Annotated in this window: 25 protein-coding genes and 1 pseudogene; 24 read left to right on the top strand and 2 right to left on the bottom strand. The window is 61.9% G+C overall.

Going from position 1 to position 16,705, the window contains the following annotated elements; genetic code table 11:
* Positions 1–284: 284 nt before the first annotated feature.
* The 24 genes from V7082_RS01765 to V7082_RS01650 all read left to right on the top strand — a co-directional run bounded on the left by V7082_RS01765 (position 285) and on the right by V7082_RS01650 (position 15,303).
* Positions 285–890 (top strand): hypothetical protein, encoded by a 606-nt coding sequence (locus V7082_RS01765; protein ID WP_334145807.1) that lies wholly within the window; start codon positions 285–287, stop codon positions 888–890.
* A gap of 719 nt (positions 891–1,609) precedes the next feature.
* Positions 1,610–2,425 carry a hypothetical protein gene (locus V7082_RS01760; protein WP_334145806.1) on the top strand — a complete coding sequence of 272 codons (816 nt, stop codon included), beginning with the start codon at positions 1,610–1,612 and terminating at the stop codon, positions 2,423–2,425.
* Positions 2,426–2,482: 57 nt separating this feature from the next.
* Positions 2,483–2,728 (top strand): helix-turn-helix transcriptional regulator, encoded by a 246-nt coding sequence (locus tag V7082_RS01755; RefSeq protein WP_273217858.1) that lies wholly within the window; start codon positions 2,483–2,485, stop codon positions 2,726–2,728.
* Entirely contained in the window at positions 2,725–3,603 is an 879-nt protein-coding gene (locus V7082_RS01750) for a protein rep (protein ID WP_334145803.1), read from the top strand. Before V7082_RS01755 ends, V7082_RS01750 begins: the two co-directional genes overlap by 4 nt.
* On the top strand, positions 3,600–4,001 hold the full coding sequence (locus tag V7082_RS01745; protein ID WP_334145802.1) for a hypothetical protein: 402 nt from the start codon (positions 3,600–3,602) through the stop codon (positions 3,999–4,001). Before V7082_RS01750 ends, V7082_RS01745 begins: the two co-directional genes overlap by 4 nt.
* Position 4,002: 1 nt before the next feature.
* Complete coding sequence (locus V7082_RS01740; RefSeq protein ID WP_334145800.1) at positions 4,003–4,308, top strand: hypothetical protein; 306 nt, start codon at positions 4,003–4,005, stop codon at positions 4,306–4,308.
* Positions 4,309–4,364: 56 nt separating this feature from the next.
* Positions 4,365–4,598, top strand: a complete 234-nt coding sequence (locus V7082_RS01735; protein WP_334145798.1) for a hypothetical protein — start codon at positions 4,365–4,367, stop codon at positions 4,596–4,598.
* Between the two features lie 10 nt (positions 4,599–4,608).
* Positions 4,609–5,523 (top strand): AAA family ATPase, encoded by a 915-nt coding sequence (locus tag V7082_RS01730; protein WP_334145797.1) that lies wholly within the window; start codon positions 4,609–4,611, stop codon positions 5,521–5,523.
* A gap of 12 nt (positions 5,524–5,535) precedes the next feature.
* Positions 5,536–6,216 carry a hypothetical protein gene (locus tag V7082_RS01725; protein WP_273217872.1) on the top strand — a complete coding sequence of 227 codons (681 nt, stop codon included), beginning with the start codon at positions 5,536–5,538 and terminating at the stop codon, positions 6,214–6,216.
* Between the two features lie 5 nt (positions 6,217–6,221).
* Positions 6,222–6,491 (top strand): hypothetical protein, encoded by a 270-nt coding sequence (locus V7082_RS01720; RefSeq protein ID WP_334145795.1) that lies wholly within the window; start codon positions 6,222–6,224, stop codon positions 6,489–6,491.
* A gap of 8 nt (positions 6,492–6,499) precedes the next feature.
* Positions 6,500–7,828, top strand: coding sequence for an FtsK/SpoIIIE domain-containing protein (locus tag V7082_RS01715; RefSeq protein WP_334145793.1), 1,329 nt, complete (start codon positions 6,500–6,502; stop codon positions 7,826–7,828).
* Positions 7,829–7,863: 35 nt separating this feature from the next.
* Positions 7,864–8,610: a hypothetical protein gene (locus V7082_RS01710; RefSeq protein WP_334145791.1), complete on the top strand. Its 747-nt coding sequence runs from the start codon at positions 7,864–7,866 to the stop codon at positions 8,608–8,610.
* Positions 8,607–9,167: a hypothetical protein gene (locus V7082_RS01705; RefSeq protein ID WP_334145789.1), complete on the top strand. Its 561-nt coding sequence runs from the start codon at positions 8,607–8,609 to the stop codon at positions 9,165–9,167. The genes V7082_RS01710 and V7082_RS01705 overlap by 4 nt, the downstream gene beginning before the upstream one ends.
* 55 nt (positions 9,168–9,222) lie before the next feature.
* Positions 9,223–9,486 carry a type II toxin-antitoxin system ParD family antitoxin gene (locus V7082_RS01700; RefSeq protein WP_334145788.1) on the top strand — a complete coding sequence of 88 codons (264 nt, stop codon included), beginning with the start codon at positions 9,223–9,225 and terminating at the stop codon, positions 9,484–9,486.
* Positions 9,487–9,560: 74 nt separating this feature from the next.
* Positions 9,561–9,893, top strand: coding sequence for a type II toxin-antitoxin system RelE/ParE family toxin (locus tag V7082_RS01695; protein ID WP_334145786.1), 333 nt, complete (start codon positions 9,561–9,563; stop codon positions 9,891–9,893).
* Positions 9,894–9,961: 68 nt separating this feature from the next.
* On the top strand, positions 9,962–10,186 hold the full coding sequence (locus tag V7082_RS01690) for a hypothetical protein (RefSeq protein WP_334145784.1): 225 nt from the start codon (positions 9,962–9,964) through the stop codon (positions 10,184–10,186).
* Positions 10,187–10,242: 56 nt separating this feature from the next.
* Positions 10,243–10,524 carry a type II toxin-antitoxin system TacA family antitoxin gene (locus V7082_RS01685; RefSeq protein WP_334145783.1) on the top strand — a complete coding sequence of 94 codons (282 nt, stop codon included), beginning with the start codon at positions 10,243–10,245 and terminating at the stop codon, positions 10,522–10,524.
* The gene (locus V7082_RS01680) at positions 10,521–11,033 is read left to right on the top strand and encodes a GNAT family N-acetyltransferase (RefSeq protein WP_334145782.1); all 513 of its coding nucleotides are present in this window, start codon (positions 10,521–10,523) and stop codon (positions 11,031–11,033) included. Before V7082_RS01685 ends, V7082_RS01680 begins: the two co-directional genes overlap by 4 nt.
* An 11-nt stretch (positions 11,034–11,044) precedes the next feature.
* The gene (locus V7082_RS01675) at positions 11,045–11,578 is read left to right on the top strand and encodes an XRE family transcriptional regulator (RefSeq protein WP_334145780.1); all 534 of its coding nucleotides are present in this window, start codon (positions 11,045–11,047) and stop codon (positions 11,576–11,578) included.
* A 329-nt stretch (positions 11,579–11,907) separates the two neighbouring features.
* A complete protein-coding gene (locus V7082_RS01670) occupies positions 11,908–12,333 on the top strand; it encodes a hypothetical protein (protein WP_334145778.1) in 426 nt (141 codons plus the stop codon).
* Positions 12,334–12,380: 47 nt separating this feature from the next.
* Positions 12,381–12,797 (top strand): hypothetical protein, encoded by a 417-nt coding sequence (locus V7082_RS01665; protein ID WP_334145777.1) that lies wholly within the window; start codon positions 12,381–12,383, stop codon positions 12,795–12,797.
* A 463-nt stretch (positions 12,798–13,260) separates the two neighbouring features.
* Positions 13,261–13,512, top strand: coding sequence for a DUF6455 family protein (locus V7082_RS01660; protein ID WP_334145775.1), 252 nt, complete (start codon positions 13,261–13,263; stop codon positions 13,510–13,512).
* Between the two features lie 182 nt (positions 13,513–13,694).
* Complete coding sequence (locus V7082_RS01655; protein WP_334145774.1) at positions 13,695–14,243, top strand: PAS domain-containing protein; 549 nt, start codon at positions 13,695–13,697, stop codon at positions 14,241–14,243.
* The gene (locus tag V7082_RS01650) at positions 14,212–15,303 is read left to right on the top strand and encodes a methyl-accepting chemotaxis protein (protein ID WP_442909741.1); all 1,092 of its coding nucleotides are present in this window, start codon (positions 14,212–14,214) and stop codon (positions 15,301–15,303) included. Before V7082_RS01655 ends, V7082_RS01650 begins: the two co-directional genes overlap by 32 nt.
* A 154-nt stretch (positions 15,304–15,457) precedes the next feature.
* Here the strand turns inward: V7082_RS01650 and V7082_RS01645 are convergent, their stop codons facing one another.
* Together V7082_RS01645 and V7082_RS01640 are read right to left on the bottom strand one after the other, a co-directional pair.
* On the bottom strand, positions 15,458–16,372 hold the full coding sequence (locus tag V7082_RS01645; protein ID WP_334145970.1) for a methyl-accepting chemotaxis protein: 915 nt from the start codon (positions 16,370–16,372) through the stop codon (positions 15,458–15,460).
* A gap of 21 nt (positions 16,373–16,393) precedes the next feature.
* A pseudogene (locus tag V7082_RS01640) lies at positions 16,394–16,639 on the bottom strand (PAS domain-containing protein); the annotation flags it as partial.
* Between the last annotated feature and the right edge of the window lie 66 nt (positions 16,640–16,705).

The raw sequence follows: 16,705 nt of genomic DNA, 5'->3' as shown, positions 1-16,705 counted from the left end.
CATCGCACCGAGCAGCAAACTGAAACCTATGCCAGCGGCTTAAAGGAACTGACGGATCTGGAACTACATTTTTGCCTTCGGTTTGTGCATAGACCTCGATGTATTCCAGTGCATCCCCTAGGATGCGTGCATGCAGCAACCACGAGCATTCTTTTTTATTTTAGCAGCACTCCTGGCTTCAACCGCAGCATGGGCGGAAACCGACAAAAGTTGGACCGCGAGGCATGGTTGAATTTCGTTGCGGGCCAGTATGCCACCGTAAGCGTCAAGGAATGCAGCAGGCCATGAAGGCGATTGCACTTGTCATTGCATTCTTGAGCTTGGCTGTATCAGCCCAAGCAGCTTGCCCGCCCCCGCCGGTGGGCAAGCCGTCCGACAGCGTGGTGCAGTTCGTCACCAGCGGCACGGCAGGGTTCGGCCCCACCAGTGCGTTGGATGCCACGCGGACCGGGTCCGTGGTGTTCGACTCCTCCGCCAGCACCCTCAAGTTTTGCGACGGCACCGCATGGGTGGCGGTGTCTATGGGCGTGCCCAGCGGCGCGGTGTGGGCCTTCGACCTGACCAGTTGCCCGGCGGGATGGAGCGAATACACCGCCGCGCGCGGGCGCTTCCTACGCGGTATAGATAACGGCGCGGGCAACGACCCTGACGGAACGCGGGCGCCGGGAAATGCGCAGGATGATGCATTCCAAGGCCACTGGCACAATGCGCATACCGGCAACGGGGGGGGAGGGCGCTCTGACCGGTTTAACAGGGCCGCGAACGATAACGGCTCCACCACCAGCACTGCCGTGAAAGGTCCTACCAATGATGGTGTCAACGGCACGCCGCGCATCTCCGATGAAACCCGCCCCAAGAACGTCGCCGTGCTGTTCTGCCGGAAGACCTAGTGCCGGGAGTGATTTGCAAAGGTCATAGCCACTGTCGCTCGCTGAAGTTCCTTCACTTGATACAATAGTACGCCGTAACGTCACATCGTGGCCCCGGCGAGAGACGGCGACGGCCGACGACGACGCGGCCCCCAAGGGCCGCGAGAAGGAGGGCGGCGGCGGAGCGAGCCGCCCGGATGTGAACCCCAAGCCTCTCGGATCAGGATAAGGGCCGCCGCTACGGTTTTGCGCGCTCCATGACGCTGGCAAAATCCGGAGCGCCGGGCCGTGGTCGTGCAGGCTATGTCGCCCGCTTATGCCGCTTTCGATAGCCCCAGAGCGCCCATCGAAGCCTGCGCAAGCCGTCACAGACGCTCGCGTATGCGCGCCAAACAATCACGCCCCACGCGACCATCCCGGATGCCGCAAGGAAGTAGATGGCCAACGTCATCCAAAAGCCCCGTCGCTGTTTGACGTGGAGGATGGGTGATGAGGAACGTGCAGCATCTCGGAAAGCTTTCGTGGCATGTCACTGATCCGGCCCTTTGGCCACTCGTGTTGGTCGTGCAATGCAATCTGCCACATCCCTTCACTAGAGACGCTAGCAAGTCCGGCGCAAATTTTTCATCGAACCAGAAACAACACCGCAATCACCGGTCTTTTTCTTGCGCTTGTCCTTGTGCACTCTGCACGGAAGACATCGCGCAGGTGATGTCGCTCCTGAAGAGAGAAACTGAGCAATGCGCCTCAAAAACGAACTTTTCGGTCACGACCCCGTACAGATCGATAGGGCCATCATTACTGCGCACCGTGCCAGCGCTCCCGCAAAGCTCGCCGCCGAACGGATGGAAGCGTGCATCCAGAACTGGCAGCAACGCACTCAGGCAACAGCGGGAACCGGCAACAAACACGCACTTGCCCACCGCAGATGCCGATCCCTGCTTTGTCCGCGCTGCCAAGACGAGCGGATGCACAAGAACATGAAGAAGATTTCCAACGCGTTCTTTGACACGGTCATCGATGACATCGAGACCAGCTACGAATGCACGCTGACGGCTCACTACATGATCTTCTTGGGGCACAAATACCCGCTCTCGTCCGCAGACCAGTGCCTCGACGATACCTTCAATCAATGGGACAGTTTTTCTCGCCGCAAGGTCTTTCAACGCACAGTAGCCGGTTTCGTTCGGGGAATTGAACTCGATGTCTTTCACGATGACGATAGCGTCAGCTCATCCGTAACCGTACTGGCGCTGGTGAGACCTTTAGGTCACGCGGATCGCCGCGGCGGTTGGAAAAGACTTTGGCAACTGAGCGACCATAAGGAACGCGTCCACCTTACGAAGGTGGAGAGCTGGAATCCGCTTGAACGTGGACCAAATGATTTTCTGATCGAGCGCATACTTGCGACCGCCATGGTCGGAGCACGGCCGACAAACCTAAGCCAATCCGGGCCGCTCGGCATTCATTGCAGCCCCGAAAAGCTCGCGATCATTCAAACGGCGCTTAAAGGCCGACGACTGCTCGCGTTCGGCGGCGGCATGCGAAGACGTTAGCCTCTCTTCACCCAGAACACCTGTTCCATCCACCCGCTTCTACAACGGAGACAAGCCATGCTTGCTGCGAACGACCCCGCCATGTCCAACACCTCCCCGCTGCTCACCACCTCGGAGGCCGCACAATACCTCCGGCTTTCCGCGCCGACACTGGAACGCCTGCGCTGCACCGGGGAAGGCCCTCCCTTCATCAAGCTCGGCTCCGGCAAACGCGCGCGTGTCGCCTATCGCCTCGCCGACCTCGAAGCGTTCATCACACAGAACCGCCGCCATAGCACCGGCGATGCCGGAGACATGACATGACACGCTCGCCAATCTCCCGCCGGTTCGGCCGCTACAAAATGCAGCACGCGGCCGCATACGCCATCGGCGCCGCGCTCCATCGCGCCCCGCCATTCCCGAGCGCATCCGACAACAACCGCATCCAGACACTGGCACGGCGCATCACCCAATGCGCAGTCAGCACCACGCTGAAAATCGCTACGCCACCGGGAGACGCCACACACATCGTCTACCGAAACAAACGGCGCTGCCGAAGCGGCCTGTGCCCACCCTGCGCGCGCAAACGCGCTTGGGAAACCGTCAAGCGCATCGCGGCCGTTCTGGATGCCGTGATCGTCGCCTCCCCGGACATGCGCTTTGCGCTGCTCACGCTCACGTCGCGCAACATGCCGATTGAGGCCGTGTCCGACATGCTGCGCCTGCAAGAATCCGCCATGGCGCGCTTTTTCCGCGCGAAGGCCGTGCGGAACGCACTGCAAGGCCACGTCACCGGCATTGAAATCGCCATCCGCTCTGAAGACGGTAATTGGCAGGCTGGTGTGCACAGCCATTCGCTCGCGGCGCTGTGCGACAGTTACTTCGACCGCACCAAGCCCATCTATCTCAGCCAGCGCGCCATTGTTGACCTTTGGCGCGCGGCGCTGCGCGTCGATTACAAGCCCATCTGCCACATCAGGGCCATTCCGAACAGCGACGCGGCTCACGCCAGCCTGACCGAGTGCCTCAAATACGCGGTGGCGCCTCACCGACTGTTCGAACGTGACAATGGCGGCTTCAGCGTTGATCCGCTCGTCGCGGCCCATCTCGCGAATGCGCTATACAAACGGCGCATGTGCCGGACGGCAGGCGTGTTCAGCAAGCCGCGTCGCCCCAACGCAGAGGGGACGGCAGTATGAACCCCGTGATCTACGGCAACGCGACCGTGTTTCTGGTCGTGACCGGCGCAGCCCATGCCGCACACCTCACAGGCGCCACAAGCATCACGCACGGCATCACGTTCCGCCATCACACACCTTCAGGCGCGATTGATCTTGCAATTGCGGCCCCCACAAACCTTTCGGCTTACGCCGACCTGGCTGCCGCCGCGATCCTGAAGCCGGTGTGCATTCCCATCGCGCTCACGCATGTCCGTCACGGCATCGTGCACGCACAGCTCAACGAGCGACCAGCGGCCCACAAGCTCGCGCAACACTTTCTCGCGGCCATGACCGCGACCAACCATCCGGCGCCCCCGTGCCGGTGTCTTCACGACTGCACGCCCCCACAACCACGCACGGACACAAAGGAGCAATGACATGTCCACACGCCTGCAAGGCCACGTTCTGTTCGGCACGTTTGAAAAGATCGACACCTTCCAGTGGACCGATCCGCAAACCGGCACGCTTAAACCGATCAACTCCTTCAAGGTGCTCCTCGCCCACGGCGACGGAACGGTGACGCGTGAGTCCATCACCCTTCCGCCGAACTACCGGATGCCAACGCTGAACAACGGCGAGATGTACGGATTCCCGGTGTCGGCACGCCTGAACAAAAAGCGGCAACAGATCTCGTGGGACGCCCGCCAAGACCTGATGCCGTTCCCTGCACCCGAAATCGGCTGATCGGAAACACCCGGCGGCAACAGCCGCCGGGCACCACACATACATGGAGACAAGCAATGAGCACCGAACCGCCGCCGCCCGTGTGGCCGCCGGAACCGACACCACCTCACGCGGACACGACACCACAGCAGCACGCCGACACGTCTGCACCAATACCGATGACCGCTGCGGAGCAGGCCACCGAGCGCGCCGCTTTCGCCGAGCTGATCGCCTTCATCGCGCAGCACAAGGACGCCGACACCACCGTCACGCACGTCTCAACCGACGAATACGCAGGCACATTGGAATAGGAGCCAGACCATGAGCACCAAATTTCCCGACCTCGCCGCCGTACCTCCCGCTAAGACGCGCCTCACCGGATTGATCAGATCGGCCGATGACGCCGCCGTGCGCCATTATATCGACGTGCCTTCGCTCACGCTCGAAATTCGCAAGTTCGCCGCCTTGCAAATCGCCACCAGCACGCGCGACGTCGCCCCCCGCATCATGGTGATTGCCGGGCCACCGGGCGCGGGCAAATCGCAAGGCGCACTCAAGGCGGCGCTGTCGTGCGGCTACGACGTGGCAACGGTCTCATGCAGCTTGTTTGCATCCGATGTGGAAGGCGGCGCCACCAGCACCCTCAACGCCATGCTGGAAGAGTTCGAAGGCTATTCCGCCCAGCATAGAAAACGCGTCCTCGCCATCTTCGATGATTTTGATCTGTCCATCGTTGCCCGCGATGACAAGACCGGCGTGTCCTCCAACACCAACCTGCTCACCGAGCGATTGCAGTTTCTCGCGGACAACCGGCACGTCTACCGCAACGCCGATGGGACCAACCTCGCCTTCATCTTCACCATCAACAACGCCGAGCCGCTGCGGGCTAGCCTGCTGCGCGACATGCGCGCCACATGGGTAGAGCACGACCCCTGCAGGGTCACGAAAGCCAATATCGCGTTCCGCATATTGGACCCGCAGACGGCACAGGAACGCGCGCTCGTTGAAAAGCTGATCCGGCGCCACGCCAACCAACCGGTGGCGTTCTGGAAAGCGCTGCGCCTCGACCTTGATGCTGCCCGCCTGGACGACCTGCTCGGCAACGGCATGCCTTCTGCTCATGTCATCGACGCCGCCATGGCCCAACGCGCGCCGATTGATGAAGCCGTTCTTATGCGCGCCGCGCGCAAACGTAGCGGCAGCCGCATCCGCAATTACCTGTTCACACGCCGCTAGGAGCAAATCGCCATGTCCACGCCCAAGGTCAAGTTGTCGTTGCAGCCGGTGCCGAAGTCGCTCGTGCGCGTGTCGGTGGCAGGTGAGTTCCTCAAAAACATGGGCCTCACCGACGAAAACGAAATCCGCAACATTCAGCAGGCCGTTGCGGAGGGCCTCGTCTCCGAGCTGATGGTGCTCGGCGTCAACGGCGCCAACATCGGCAAGGAACGGTTCATCCTCCGCTTCGATCCCCTCGGCCGGGACGACACCATCCAGCTCGACCTCAGCAACGGCAAGAGCACCACGGAAGCCCTCGACACCGGGTTTGCCGGGGCGGTCGCCTACAGCGTGCAACTCCTCAAGCGCCGCGCGCTCTCGCCAAGATTTTACATCATCTGGAGCGCGCAGGCGCTCGCCGACAAAAACGAGTTGGCTGCGGCCTGCCGCCGCCTCGGTCTTACCATGGACGCCGGGCCGCAGCCCGCGTTCTCGCCCGACACCATGCCACCGGCACTTATCGACATGCCCCGAGTTCCAACGGCACCGTCCTACGATTCCGAGCCGTCGTTCATGCCGCCCACCGTCGCCCGCTATCTGGCGAGCTTGCCGCCAGCAGCAGCCGGATACACCTACAAGCCCGTACTTTCCATCACGCCTGCGAAGGGAACCGGCATTTCGTACCGTATTGAATCCGCAACCCGCAAAAAGTGACCGTCATGTTCCGTTGGCTGCAAGACAAGAAGCACGCGCGCGCTCAAGACCTGCTCCCCCGGCCGGACATGCTGGCACCGCTGCCGCCGCATGCGGCATGCACGGACGACATCGACGCGCGCTTGCTCGCCATGCTGGATGCCGAGGACGGCTACCGGTCGTGGCCGGAGTTGAACGAATGGCTGGAAAACCGGGTCCGCACGCTGCGGTCCGAGAAGGCCGACCTCCAACGCCAACTGGCGGTCACGCAATCGTTCGTTAGGTTCCGGCGATGACAGGGACGATGGAACAACGCCATCGTGCCCGCGGGCTGCTTGGCGAGTGCGACCGGCTGCAAAACGAGATCGCGGGCATCAAGCAGCTCATCCTAAACGCCGACATCCTCCGGCGGGCACACGACACGGCGCGCTTCGAGAGACTTCTTTTCAATCTCGATCCAAACCGTCTCGCCGGATTGGTGGAGCTACTGCGCACCACCGATCCTGAGACCGCGCGCCTCGCGCCGATCCGCTACCACCACCTGCTGCAAGCCCTTCATTCCGCCACAACGCTAGGCAAGGTCATCCAGCACATCGACTATGCGGCCCTACGCCCGGACGCGCGCCCCTACCTTCTCGGTCCGTTCCTCAATCTCTCGTTCGGCAACGCGTTCCCGCGCCTTTGTCTGCAAGGCTCCAACCCGGCATCCGGCCGCTTGGTCTACATTTCGCCGAATGGCCCGAGCGAAGAAGGCGCATGGCGTACCCATTTGCCCGCCATCCGCGATTGGCTCGGCGGCGATTGGGAACTCATGCGCCACACCGTGAGCGTCGCCGAACTGGAACAGCGCACACCCCTTCCCGCCGCATTCCTATTCGACAACCGAAGCCTCGCACCCGGACATCTTTATGCCGGTGTGGACGTGAAGACACGACGACATGTCCACATGCCATTCGCCGACCTGCCATCGGGGACACTCCTCGCCGGAGCGACAGGCACGGGTAAAAGCAACGCGCTCCACATCCTCCTGCAATCCATCTTCGCTAACCTCCGCTTCTTCTCTTCCGTCTATCTGGTGGACGGCAAGGATGGCGTCACCCTGCAACGGTATGCGCGCATCGCGCCGGGGAAGGTTCACGTGCTGTGGGAGGAGCCGCATCTTTGGAACCTCACCACACAGCTGGTCGAGTTCATGCGCGCACGCAACGCCGATCAGCGTGCCTGTAACATCGATAATGCCACCGGTAACTTCGTCGCCGTAGTCATTGATGAGATGTCCACGTTCACCGCCAAACCTTCGGGCGACGCGAAACATCCCGACAACAAGCTCCACGCGCGGTTTCTGGATGAGCTGGCCATGGTCGCGCGCCGAGGACGCTCCACGGGCATCCGCCTGTTTGTCACCGCGCAGGAACCGGTTGCAGAACAAATCCCGCCGACCATTCGCGCGAATTGCCTCAACACCATCAGCTTCAAGCTGCCCATCGATGCCCACGCCACGGCGCTTTTCGGCCAGTTGGAGAGCCTGCCCGCAGACCCGCGCCATTTGCAGCGCGGCCGGGCACTGCTCAAGAACGGGATCACCGGCGAGATCCGCCACGTACAGTTTCCGGTCATGGGAATGCCGCGATGATGGTTTTGCGCTTCGCCTCTCTCGTCGCGGCGGCCGTGACCATCACGCTCAACGCAACGTATGGGTTCAAGACATCGGCCGTTCTGCAATACGCCATCCTGTTCGCGGCCCTCAACGCGGCGTTGGACATCGCGAAGTGCGCCTGCCTCGTTGGCGCAAGCCGCGCATGGCGAACCGGGCAACCGGTCGCGGCCGTCCTCCTGTTTCTCCTCTTCTGGCCACTGCTCGCGAACTCGCTGTGGTGCGGTCTGTCCGAGGTCGCGTTCAACCGGGCAAGTGAACAAGGACAATTCAGATCCGACGACGGCAACCGAACGCGCGCTGCCGCAACGCACCAGCGCGCCGGCGCCGAGTTGCAGACACTCGAAGCCAACCCACTGTTCAAATCCAGCACAGCCTGCGCCCTGCCGAAGACACCGCGCGAACGCGCACTGTGCAGCTCCCATGCATTCGCAAAGAAAACGCTTCGCGAAGCCGACGCCATCCTCACCGCGACACCCGCCGCCGACCCGGCACCGCAAATCACGCTGCTGGCGGCATGGACCGGATACGACATGGCGACCCTGCTGCTCGCCACCGCGCTGTGGCCGATTGCGCTGGCTGAGCTATGCGGCAGCGTCGGATTCTACCTCTCCGCATCGCCAGCCCGCACAGGAAGCCGCTGGAATCGGTTTTGGAAGCAAAATGAAACAACCCCCTCTCCGACGCCCAAAACGCCTCCAAAGCCTCAACCACCCCCCCGTGCACAAGAAGGACTACGCTGGCCGGTGATCGCATCATGACCAGAACCGCCTCACCATTCCGCGCTCCGCACGATTATTATCCGACCCCGCCGGAGGGAATGCGCGCACTGCTGTCCGTGGAACGCTTCAGCGGCTCCATCTGGGAACCGGCCTGCGGACAAGGCGCCATCAGCAAAGTGCTTACCGCGCACGGCTATCAGGTGGTCTCCACCGATCTCATTGATCGCGGCTTCGGCACCGGCGGCGTCAACTTCCTTGCCCAGTCCACAAGCCGCGCCCGCAACATCGTCACCAATCCGCCCTACGGCAGCGGACTCGCGGATGCATTCGTGCGCCATGCTCTCCGCCTCGTCCAGCCCACCGGCGGAAGCGTTGCCATGCTGCTCAACCTCGCCTCGCTGGCCCATCCCATGCGCCATGCCCAATGGGTTCGCCGCCCTCCGGCGTCGATTTATGTGCTTGACGACCTGACGTGCTGGCCCAACGGCATCGAACGCGGATTTGCTGCGGAGCATCGGTATTGTTGGGCGATTTGGCGACCGGGTCATGTCGGCCGTCCTACATTGTGGTGGCTTGCCGCGTCGTCGTTCGCTTAGCTGACCGAGCATCATACATATTGCACGAAACCGTGCACCGCACTACAATGTAACCATGCAGTACCGAAAGACCATCTCACTGACCTCGAAGGATGACGCCTTCATCTCCAACCAGATTGAAGCCGGGGAGTACGGCAATGCCAGCGAAGTCGTCCGCGCGGGACTGCGCCTGCTTGAGCAAGAGCAGGTGAAACTCGCCGCTTTGCGCCAAGCCATCGCCGAGGGCGACGCGGACATCAAGGCAGGCCGGACACGCCCTTACCAGCAGGGCCAGCTTGGGGAGCGCGCGAAACGTCGCCTCTCAAAGAAGGTGCGTTAGTGAACGCAAACGGGGCTGCCGCAATAATCGGCAACACGCTCGCTCCAACCCCGCGACTCCCCTAGCCTGCGCGCATGTCAACCAAGCTGCCGCCCCTCGGCCCGAAGTCGCTTCGCCTCACCCATAAGGCGGAAGCCGATTTTGACGACATCATCGACTACATCGACAGCGAAGCGGGCGACGACACTGCGCAGCGGTTCGCCGACGCGCTCGATGCGGAACTTGCCAAGCTTGCCCTCTTGGGACACGGGGGCGTTTCCCGCGAAGCGCTTAGCCCCGGCCTGCGCCTCACGGTGTTCGGCAACTACAGCATTTATTTCCGCCTCACGGATGACGAGACGATCATCGTGCGCATCCTTCACGGGGCGCGCGACATCGCGCAAATCCCGTTCGGCGACGAAACATAGCGGCCTTTGCCGACGCGTTTGTGCAGCACGCCTTGCGGCTCACAACGCCGGTCGGAGGCACCCTCGCCATGCTGCTCAATCTCGCATCGTTGGCTCATCCCGCGCGCCATCGCCAGTGGACGCGCCGCCCTCCAGCCGCCGTCTACATTTTGGACGACCTCACGTGTTGGCCCAACGGCATCGAACGCGGCTTTGCCGCAGAACACCGCTATTGCTGGGCAGTTTGGAAGCCCGGCCACGTTGGCCGACCGGCGCTATGGTGGTTGACCACCACCATGCACGCCGCTGCTTAGGTATGGACAATGTCCATACAGCGCCCTATACTGTGAGTATAAGGAAAGCTAACCCAATGGACCGCTCGGATATGAGCCGCGATGCAAAATTCCAAATCCGTGCCCGGCCGCTCGACCTTGACGTGATCGACGCCGCTGCCGACCGGCTCGGCAAATCGCGCTCGGAATTCGTCATGGAAACCGCCCGCCAGAGGGCTGAGGACGTCCTACGCGATCAAAGCGTATTCTACCTCGACGATGCGGCGTGGCGCACCTTCTCCGCTGCCCTGGACAAGTCACCGGCCGATAATCCCGGACTCAAAAAGCTGTTCGCAACCCGCGCACCCTGGGCGAAATGACGCTTACAGCGCCCGCGCTCCTAACCGCAGAACATCGCACCGATGCGTTCGACTGCGGCCAAGCAACGCTCAATACTTGGCTCAAGCGTCACGCCCTCGCCAACCAAGAACGCGGCGCCTCACGGACTTATGTCGCGTGTGTGGACGGCCGGGTGGTTGCATATTACGCCATTGCTGCCGGTTCCATTGCCCACGCCGATGCCATCGGAGGTGTCAGACGCAACATGCCCGAGCCGGTTCCTGTCGCCCTTCTCGGCCGCCTTGCCGTGGACGCCTCAGTTCAGGGCCAAGGCATCGGCAAGCACCTGCTGCAGGATGCGGTTATCAGGGTCGCCCAAGCATCAGACGTTATCGGCATGCGCGCCATCGTCGTCGATGCGCTCGATGAGCAGGCAAAAACCTTCTATGAGCAATATGGGTTCATCTCCTCGCCCATCTCGCCCTTCAAGCTGATGGTGACGATTGAGGCTGTGCTGCGCCAACTCCCATTCAAGGTCATCGGACAGTAGGAGGCCCACACATGAGCCGCACCAGAACCAAAGTCCGCCAGTCAAGCGGCAACGTGTTTGCCGACCTCAAGCTGCCCGACGCCAACGCGCACATGCTCACGGCGCAGATTGTCGCCGAGCTCTACCGGCTGACGCAGGCCCGCAAGCTCAGTCAAACCCGTGCAGGCGAAGTGATGGGCATCTCCCAACCCGAAGTGTCCCGGCTGTTCAAGGGCCACTTCCGGGAATACTCTATCGACCGCCTCATCACTTTCCTGACCGCGTTCAATCAGGATGTGGTCATTTCCGTGCAGCCGCGCGCGTCGTCGAGGATGAAAGGCGATGCGGAGCTCACCACACATCAGGTGGCAGTTCTACTGAACGTGTCTCGGCCGTTTGTAATCAAGCTGATCCAAAGCGGAGAACTTCCTCATCGCATGGTCGGCACGCGCCGCCGCATCCCAATCGATGCCGTACTCGCCTACAAACAGCGCGTTGACAAAGCGTCCGATGCGGCCATGGATGAGCTTGTTCGCCAAGCCCAACACCTTGCCATGGGCTACTGACTGATAGCCGCGTCCACCCGGCTTCTGCGAAAACTCGCCACCAAGCAGTAAGGCCAGCCATCCAAGGTCGCTCCTGCTCTCACCAAAGAAACACCCCATTGGGCTGAATTCTCCGCCGACCGCGCGGGGGCCGCGCTGACGCGCCCCGGTGGGTATGGCCCCCGCGACGGCTCGGCTCCGAAGAAACAACCCGACGAGGCGCGGGGTCTCCGCTAGACGTGCAACCATGCAACAGCACATTGCCTGAACGGCATCCGGCGATATCGCAACGCTCAAGGCATCATCAACCGAGGTTGTCTACCGCGCCCTGGCCGTTCGATCATCGCCGCATGATCGTCACGCACACGCTGAACGCCCAAGGCCACCGCCGCGTCTATCTCGGCGGCAAGGCCAGCGTGGAGTGTTGGATTGAACCGGCGGCCGATGGCATCGCGTGGTCATTCCACATGGACACGGCACCCACAGCCTATCCCCTCCCTGACGAGGCGATGCGCGGATGGGCCAAACAAGTTCTCTTGCAACTCGCCGCCGAAATCGGCACGGAACCTGAAACGCTCAAAACCGTGCCGTTCGAATGCATCGCCGCGCTGCACACGACAAACCCGGCAGACTATGGCCGCGCGCCCGCCCCGCGCCGTCAAGCCTATGCTCATGCCTTCTTCACGAGGCCCCCGGAGACAAAGCAACCGGCCGAACCATCCGCTTCCCAAAACTTCTCCGGGCGCAGTTCCGCCGCGAGACAGCAGCGCTCGTGAAAAACGCCACAATCCCCGCCTACGTCTGACGCAAGCAAGGTGGAGGTGTGAACGTGGTCAACGTATCGCGGCGTGGACTATTCGGGCTGATGTGCGGTCTCGGCGGTGCCGCCATCGCAAGCAGCAAACCATCGCTCGCCGGAACGACAGCGGCAAGGCAAGCGGACAGTGCATCACCAGCATCCCCGACGCCACGACGTGAAGTGCTTCGTCGAACCCCGATGGACGACGATGCCGAAGTGTTCGAGACGCTCGGCAGGTTTGAGTGGCTGGATCTCAACGGCCGCTATGGCTTCCTGCGCGAAGTGGGCAGCGACAAACAAATCCTAGTGCATGGATCAACCCTTCACGCCTCGGGCATCAAGAAGGTGACGACAGCTGCCGTGTACCGTTGCCAAGTCCTGAAGCGACCGAAGGGCTGGCAAGCGTTCCGCATCATGAAGGTCATCGAAAACGCCGCGTGACGAGGCGGCAATACCAGCCACCTTAGAGAGTGGCGGAAGCACCCCTTTAGGGCGCCTCACCTGCACGGCCATCGGCTTGCCCACGCCTTCATGACCATGCCGCCCGACATCACCCGCTCAAGCGCAGACTTCACAGGAAAGGACTTCGCAAGCCACCGGCGCCAGACCCGCCGATAGGCTCAGTGTCAATCGGCGGACTGATACCAGCGCATAACTGCCATCTACACCATCACCAAGACCGTGCTGAAGATAGGCAACGGGCAATAGAGGTAGCGCCTTGGCGCGCCGCACGGCAGCAACGCCATGCTGCGGCGCACACCGCGTCCCTCCGTATCCGCAGGTCTCACCGGCATTGATACCGATCAAGCCCCCGCGACGCCGCCGTGCAAGGGTGAGCGTAAGCGGGACGATACCCGCCAAACCAGAATGCGCATGAAAGCGCAGTGCCCAGGGGAGAGTTGCGATGGAACGGTTGCCTGACCGCCATCTCGAGCAACGGGCCACCCGCATGGCCCAGCTCATGGAACGGCTCAATGTCGATACGCTGGAGTTCGTGCGGCAGGATAAGGGACAGGCTTGCGCCGATGCCCGCGTCACATGCCTGCACTGCTCATGCGTGCAGGAATGCCTGCAATGGATGCGCGACGGCAGCGTGGGCGAGGAGCCGGCCTTCTGTCCCAACCTCGCGCTGTTCGAGAGTTGCCGCAGGAATTGAGGACTACCGCCGACCGCAAGGTGCTCATCCGCGACACGTTGCGGCGCTGCCACCCTCCCTTCCATGGCCGATGCGGGTTTCATTGACAGTGGCCGGCGCATCCCAAACCATGGGTACATGGAAACAGTCGCATTGTGCAACCCGGCACCGTCTGCAACGGGGCGCTCAGGAGGAGCGCGCTGATGGCCCGCGTGCACTTCCGCGACACAATGCAGGTCCTGACAGGCGTTGCACGCCCGTTCGGCGTTAACGAGCTGATCGTCAGCAAGACCGACCTCAAGGGGCACATCAACTACGCTAACGAGGTGTTTCTGCGCCTCGCAGGCTACCCCGAGAAAGAGGTGATCGGCGCCCCGCATTGCCTGATCAGGCATCCTCACATGCCGCACGGAGTGTTCCGACTGCTGTGGGACACCCTGCGTGAAGGCAAGGAAGTGTTCGCCTTCATCGTGAACCGTTCCCAAAATGGCGACCACTATTGGGTTTTCGCCCACGTAACCCCCTCCTACGACGCCGACGGAAAAATCATCGGCTACCATTCCAACCGCAGGGTCGTGGATGAAAACGCACGGAAAAACGTGGTGGAGCCGCTCTACGCATCCATGCGCGACGCGGAGGCGAAGTTCTCCAACCCCAAGGAGAAAGCGGAGGCCGGCGTGGCCTTCCTCCAGACGATGCTCCAACACAAGGGAATGGACTATGACGAGTTTATCTTTTCGCTCTGCAAATAGGCTTGGGGCAGGCGCGTCCTTTGCCGGACTGGGTCTTATGGCAGGCGCCGCGCTGTGGCCGTCCGTCGCGCCGGGCCTCGCCGCAGCGGGGACGATCGTCGGCATCGCGGGCGTAGCCGGCATGGCATGGTTCGCGGAACGCCACCTGAATACCCTCCACGGCCTCATCGCAGACTGCCGCCGTCTGTGCACGGGCAATTTCGAGGTGCGGCTGGTTCGGCCACAAGCGCAACCCGAACTCCGGGACCTCGCCAACGCCGTCAACGATCACACCGACCACGTGGATGCCTTCGTGCGCGAAACCGCCGCCAGCATGACGAGCGTCAAAGGCCGCTCCTTCAGGCGCATTCTCCCGCAGGGCATGCAGGGGGACATCAGCCGTACCGCCGTCGCCATCAACACCGCCATGGGGGAAGAAGCGCAGCGCATCGCAACCTTCACGGCCCTTGCGGAAGACTTGGAAAAGAAGCTTACCGAAGTCAGCGGGGAGATGGATGCCGCCATCTCCATGCTGCAGCAGACGGCCGTCGAAATGGTGTCTTATGCCGACGAGACCAAGCGCGAGGCGCTCAGCATCGCCCAATCGGCGGAAAGCACCCGAGACCGCATTACATCGGCCGTGGAAAGCAGCCACACCATCGGCGATGTGGTGAGCCTCATCCGCACCATCGCGTCCCAGACCAACCTCCTGGCGCTCAATGCCGGGATTGAATCGGCTCGCGCCGGAGACGTCGGGCGCGGTTTTGCTGTGGTGGCAAACGAAATCAAGCAACTCGCCGAGAAAACCGCCAAATCAACGGAAAGCATCGCGGAGAAGGTATCGGACCTCACCGGCGCGACCCATCAGATCTCCGAGGTGCTCCTCGCCAACGGAAAGGACGGCGGCGCAGGTCTTGCCGATCGCATCGGCGTGATCGGCGGGCATATGGGTCGCATCCACGACGCTTCCCAGCAAGTGATGGGCGCGGCTGAAGAGTTGGGACAATGCTCCCAGAACCAGCTTGCCGAGCTTCGGTCCCGCATGGCGTCATTCATGGCGGACCTCAAGAAACTGCGATAGATCACGGGGCGGTTCATTCACGATCTGCACCATACCCTTTTGCAAACATTAGCGTGGCTGTCGGTGGCTCGTTGCCAATCATCGGCCGCGCGCTTGGTCATTCGCAGGTCAGCACCACGCAACGCTACGTGCACCTCCCTGACATGCCCGTGTATCAGCTGACACAGATGGAGGTGAGCGAACGACGCGCGTTCAACAGAGTCTGCACAGACATCATGTTCCGCGAAATGTCCTGCGTCACGGTGGATTGTTCTTCGGTCGCCGCTGCCACGCTGCTTGCGTTCTGCGACAGGTCCGAAACAAGTTGCGCGATGGAAGAAAGCGACACGGAGACCTCCCGGCTCTTGCACTGCAAGTTGCCGATTTCGGCCGTGATCTTGCCGGTGGACTCGCTGACCTGCCTCGCCAGCTTCTTGACCTCGTCGGCAACCACGCTGAAACCGCGTCCGGCATCTCCGGCGCGTGCCGCCTCGATGGCTGCGTTGAGGGCCAGCAGATTGATCTGTCCCGAAATCTTGTCGATGATGGCGGTGATCCCGCTCATCCCTGCCGCCGCCTGTTCCATCTCGCCCACCGATGCGGCGGCAATGCCGGTCTGCTGCGACACCACATCCACGGAATCGCGCGTGGCTCCGATGTTCTGCGCGATGTCGGCAATGCTGGTGGACAGCTCGTTCGTCGCCGTGGTGACGGAGGCGACGATGTCGCCCAGCTTGACGCGGTCGACCTTTTCCTCGGTGATGTCGGTTGCGTACTTGGTGATGCGGAACAGCTTGCCATCATTGCCGTAGACGGGGTTGTAGCTTGCCCGCAACCAAATCTCTCGGCCGCCGTTGCCGAAACGCTTATATTCGCCTGCTTGGTACTCTCCACGGTTCAACGCCGACCAGAACGCCGCGTAGTCTTCAGATTGCGCGAAAGCCGGATCGACGAACATCCGGTGGTGCTGGCCCTTGATCTCGGATAGCGAATAGCCCACGGCCGCGAGGAAATTTTCGTTGGCCTCGATGACGGTCCCGTCGAGATTGAAGCTGATCACCGCCTGCTGACGATCCAGCGCCTCTTTCATCTTCACGGTCTTCGTGGTCACGTCGGTGGCGAACTTGACCACCATGTAAGGTTTCCCGCTCTTGTCGAATATCGGGTTGTACGTCGCCTCGATGTGGACCTCGCGCCCGCCCTTCGCCACGCGCCTGTATTGCGCGCTCTGGAACTCGCCACGGCTCAGTGCATCCCAGAACGCGGCGTACTCCGGTCCTTCCGCATAGTCGGATTCAACGAACATCCGGTGATGGCGCCCTTTCACCTCCTCAAGCGAATACCCCATCGTCCTGAGGAAATTCTCGTTTGAACCGCCCCGGGTTTGCCGGAGGCTGGTTGGTTTGAGTCAGGCGGCGCGTGC

Source organism: Hyphomicrobium sp., from assembly GCF_036833075.1.
Lineage (GTDB): Bacteria > Pseudomonadota > Alphaproteobacteria > Rhizobiales > Hyphomicrobiaceae > Hyphomicrobium_C.
Note: the sequence above shows the minus strand (reverse complement) of the source record. Positions and strands in the feature narration are given on the sequence as shown.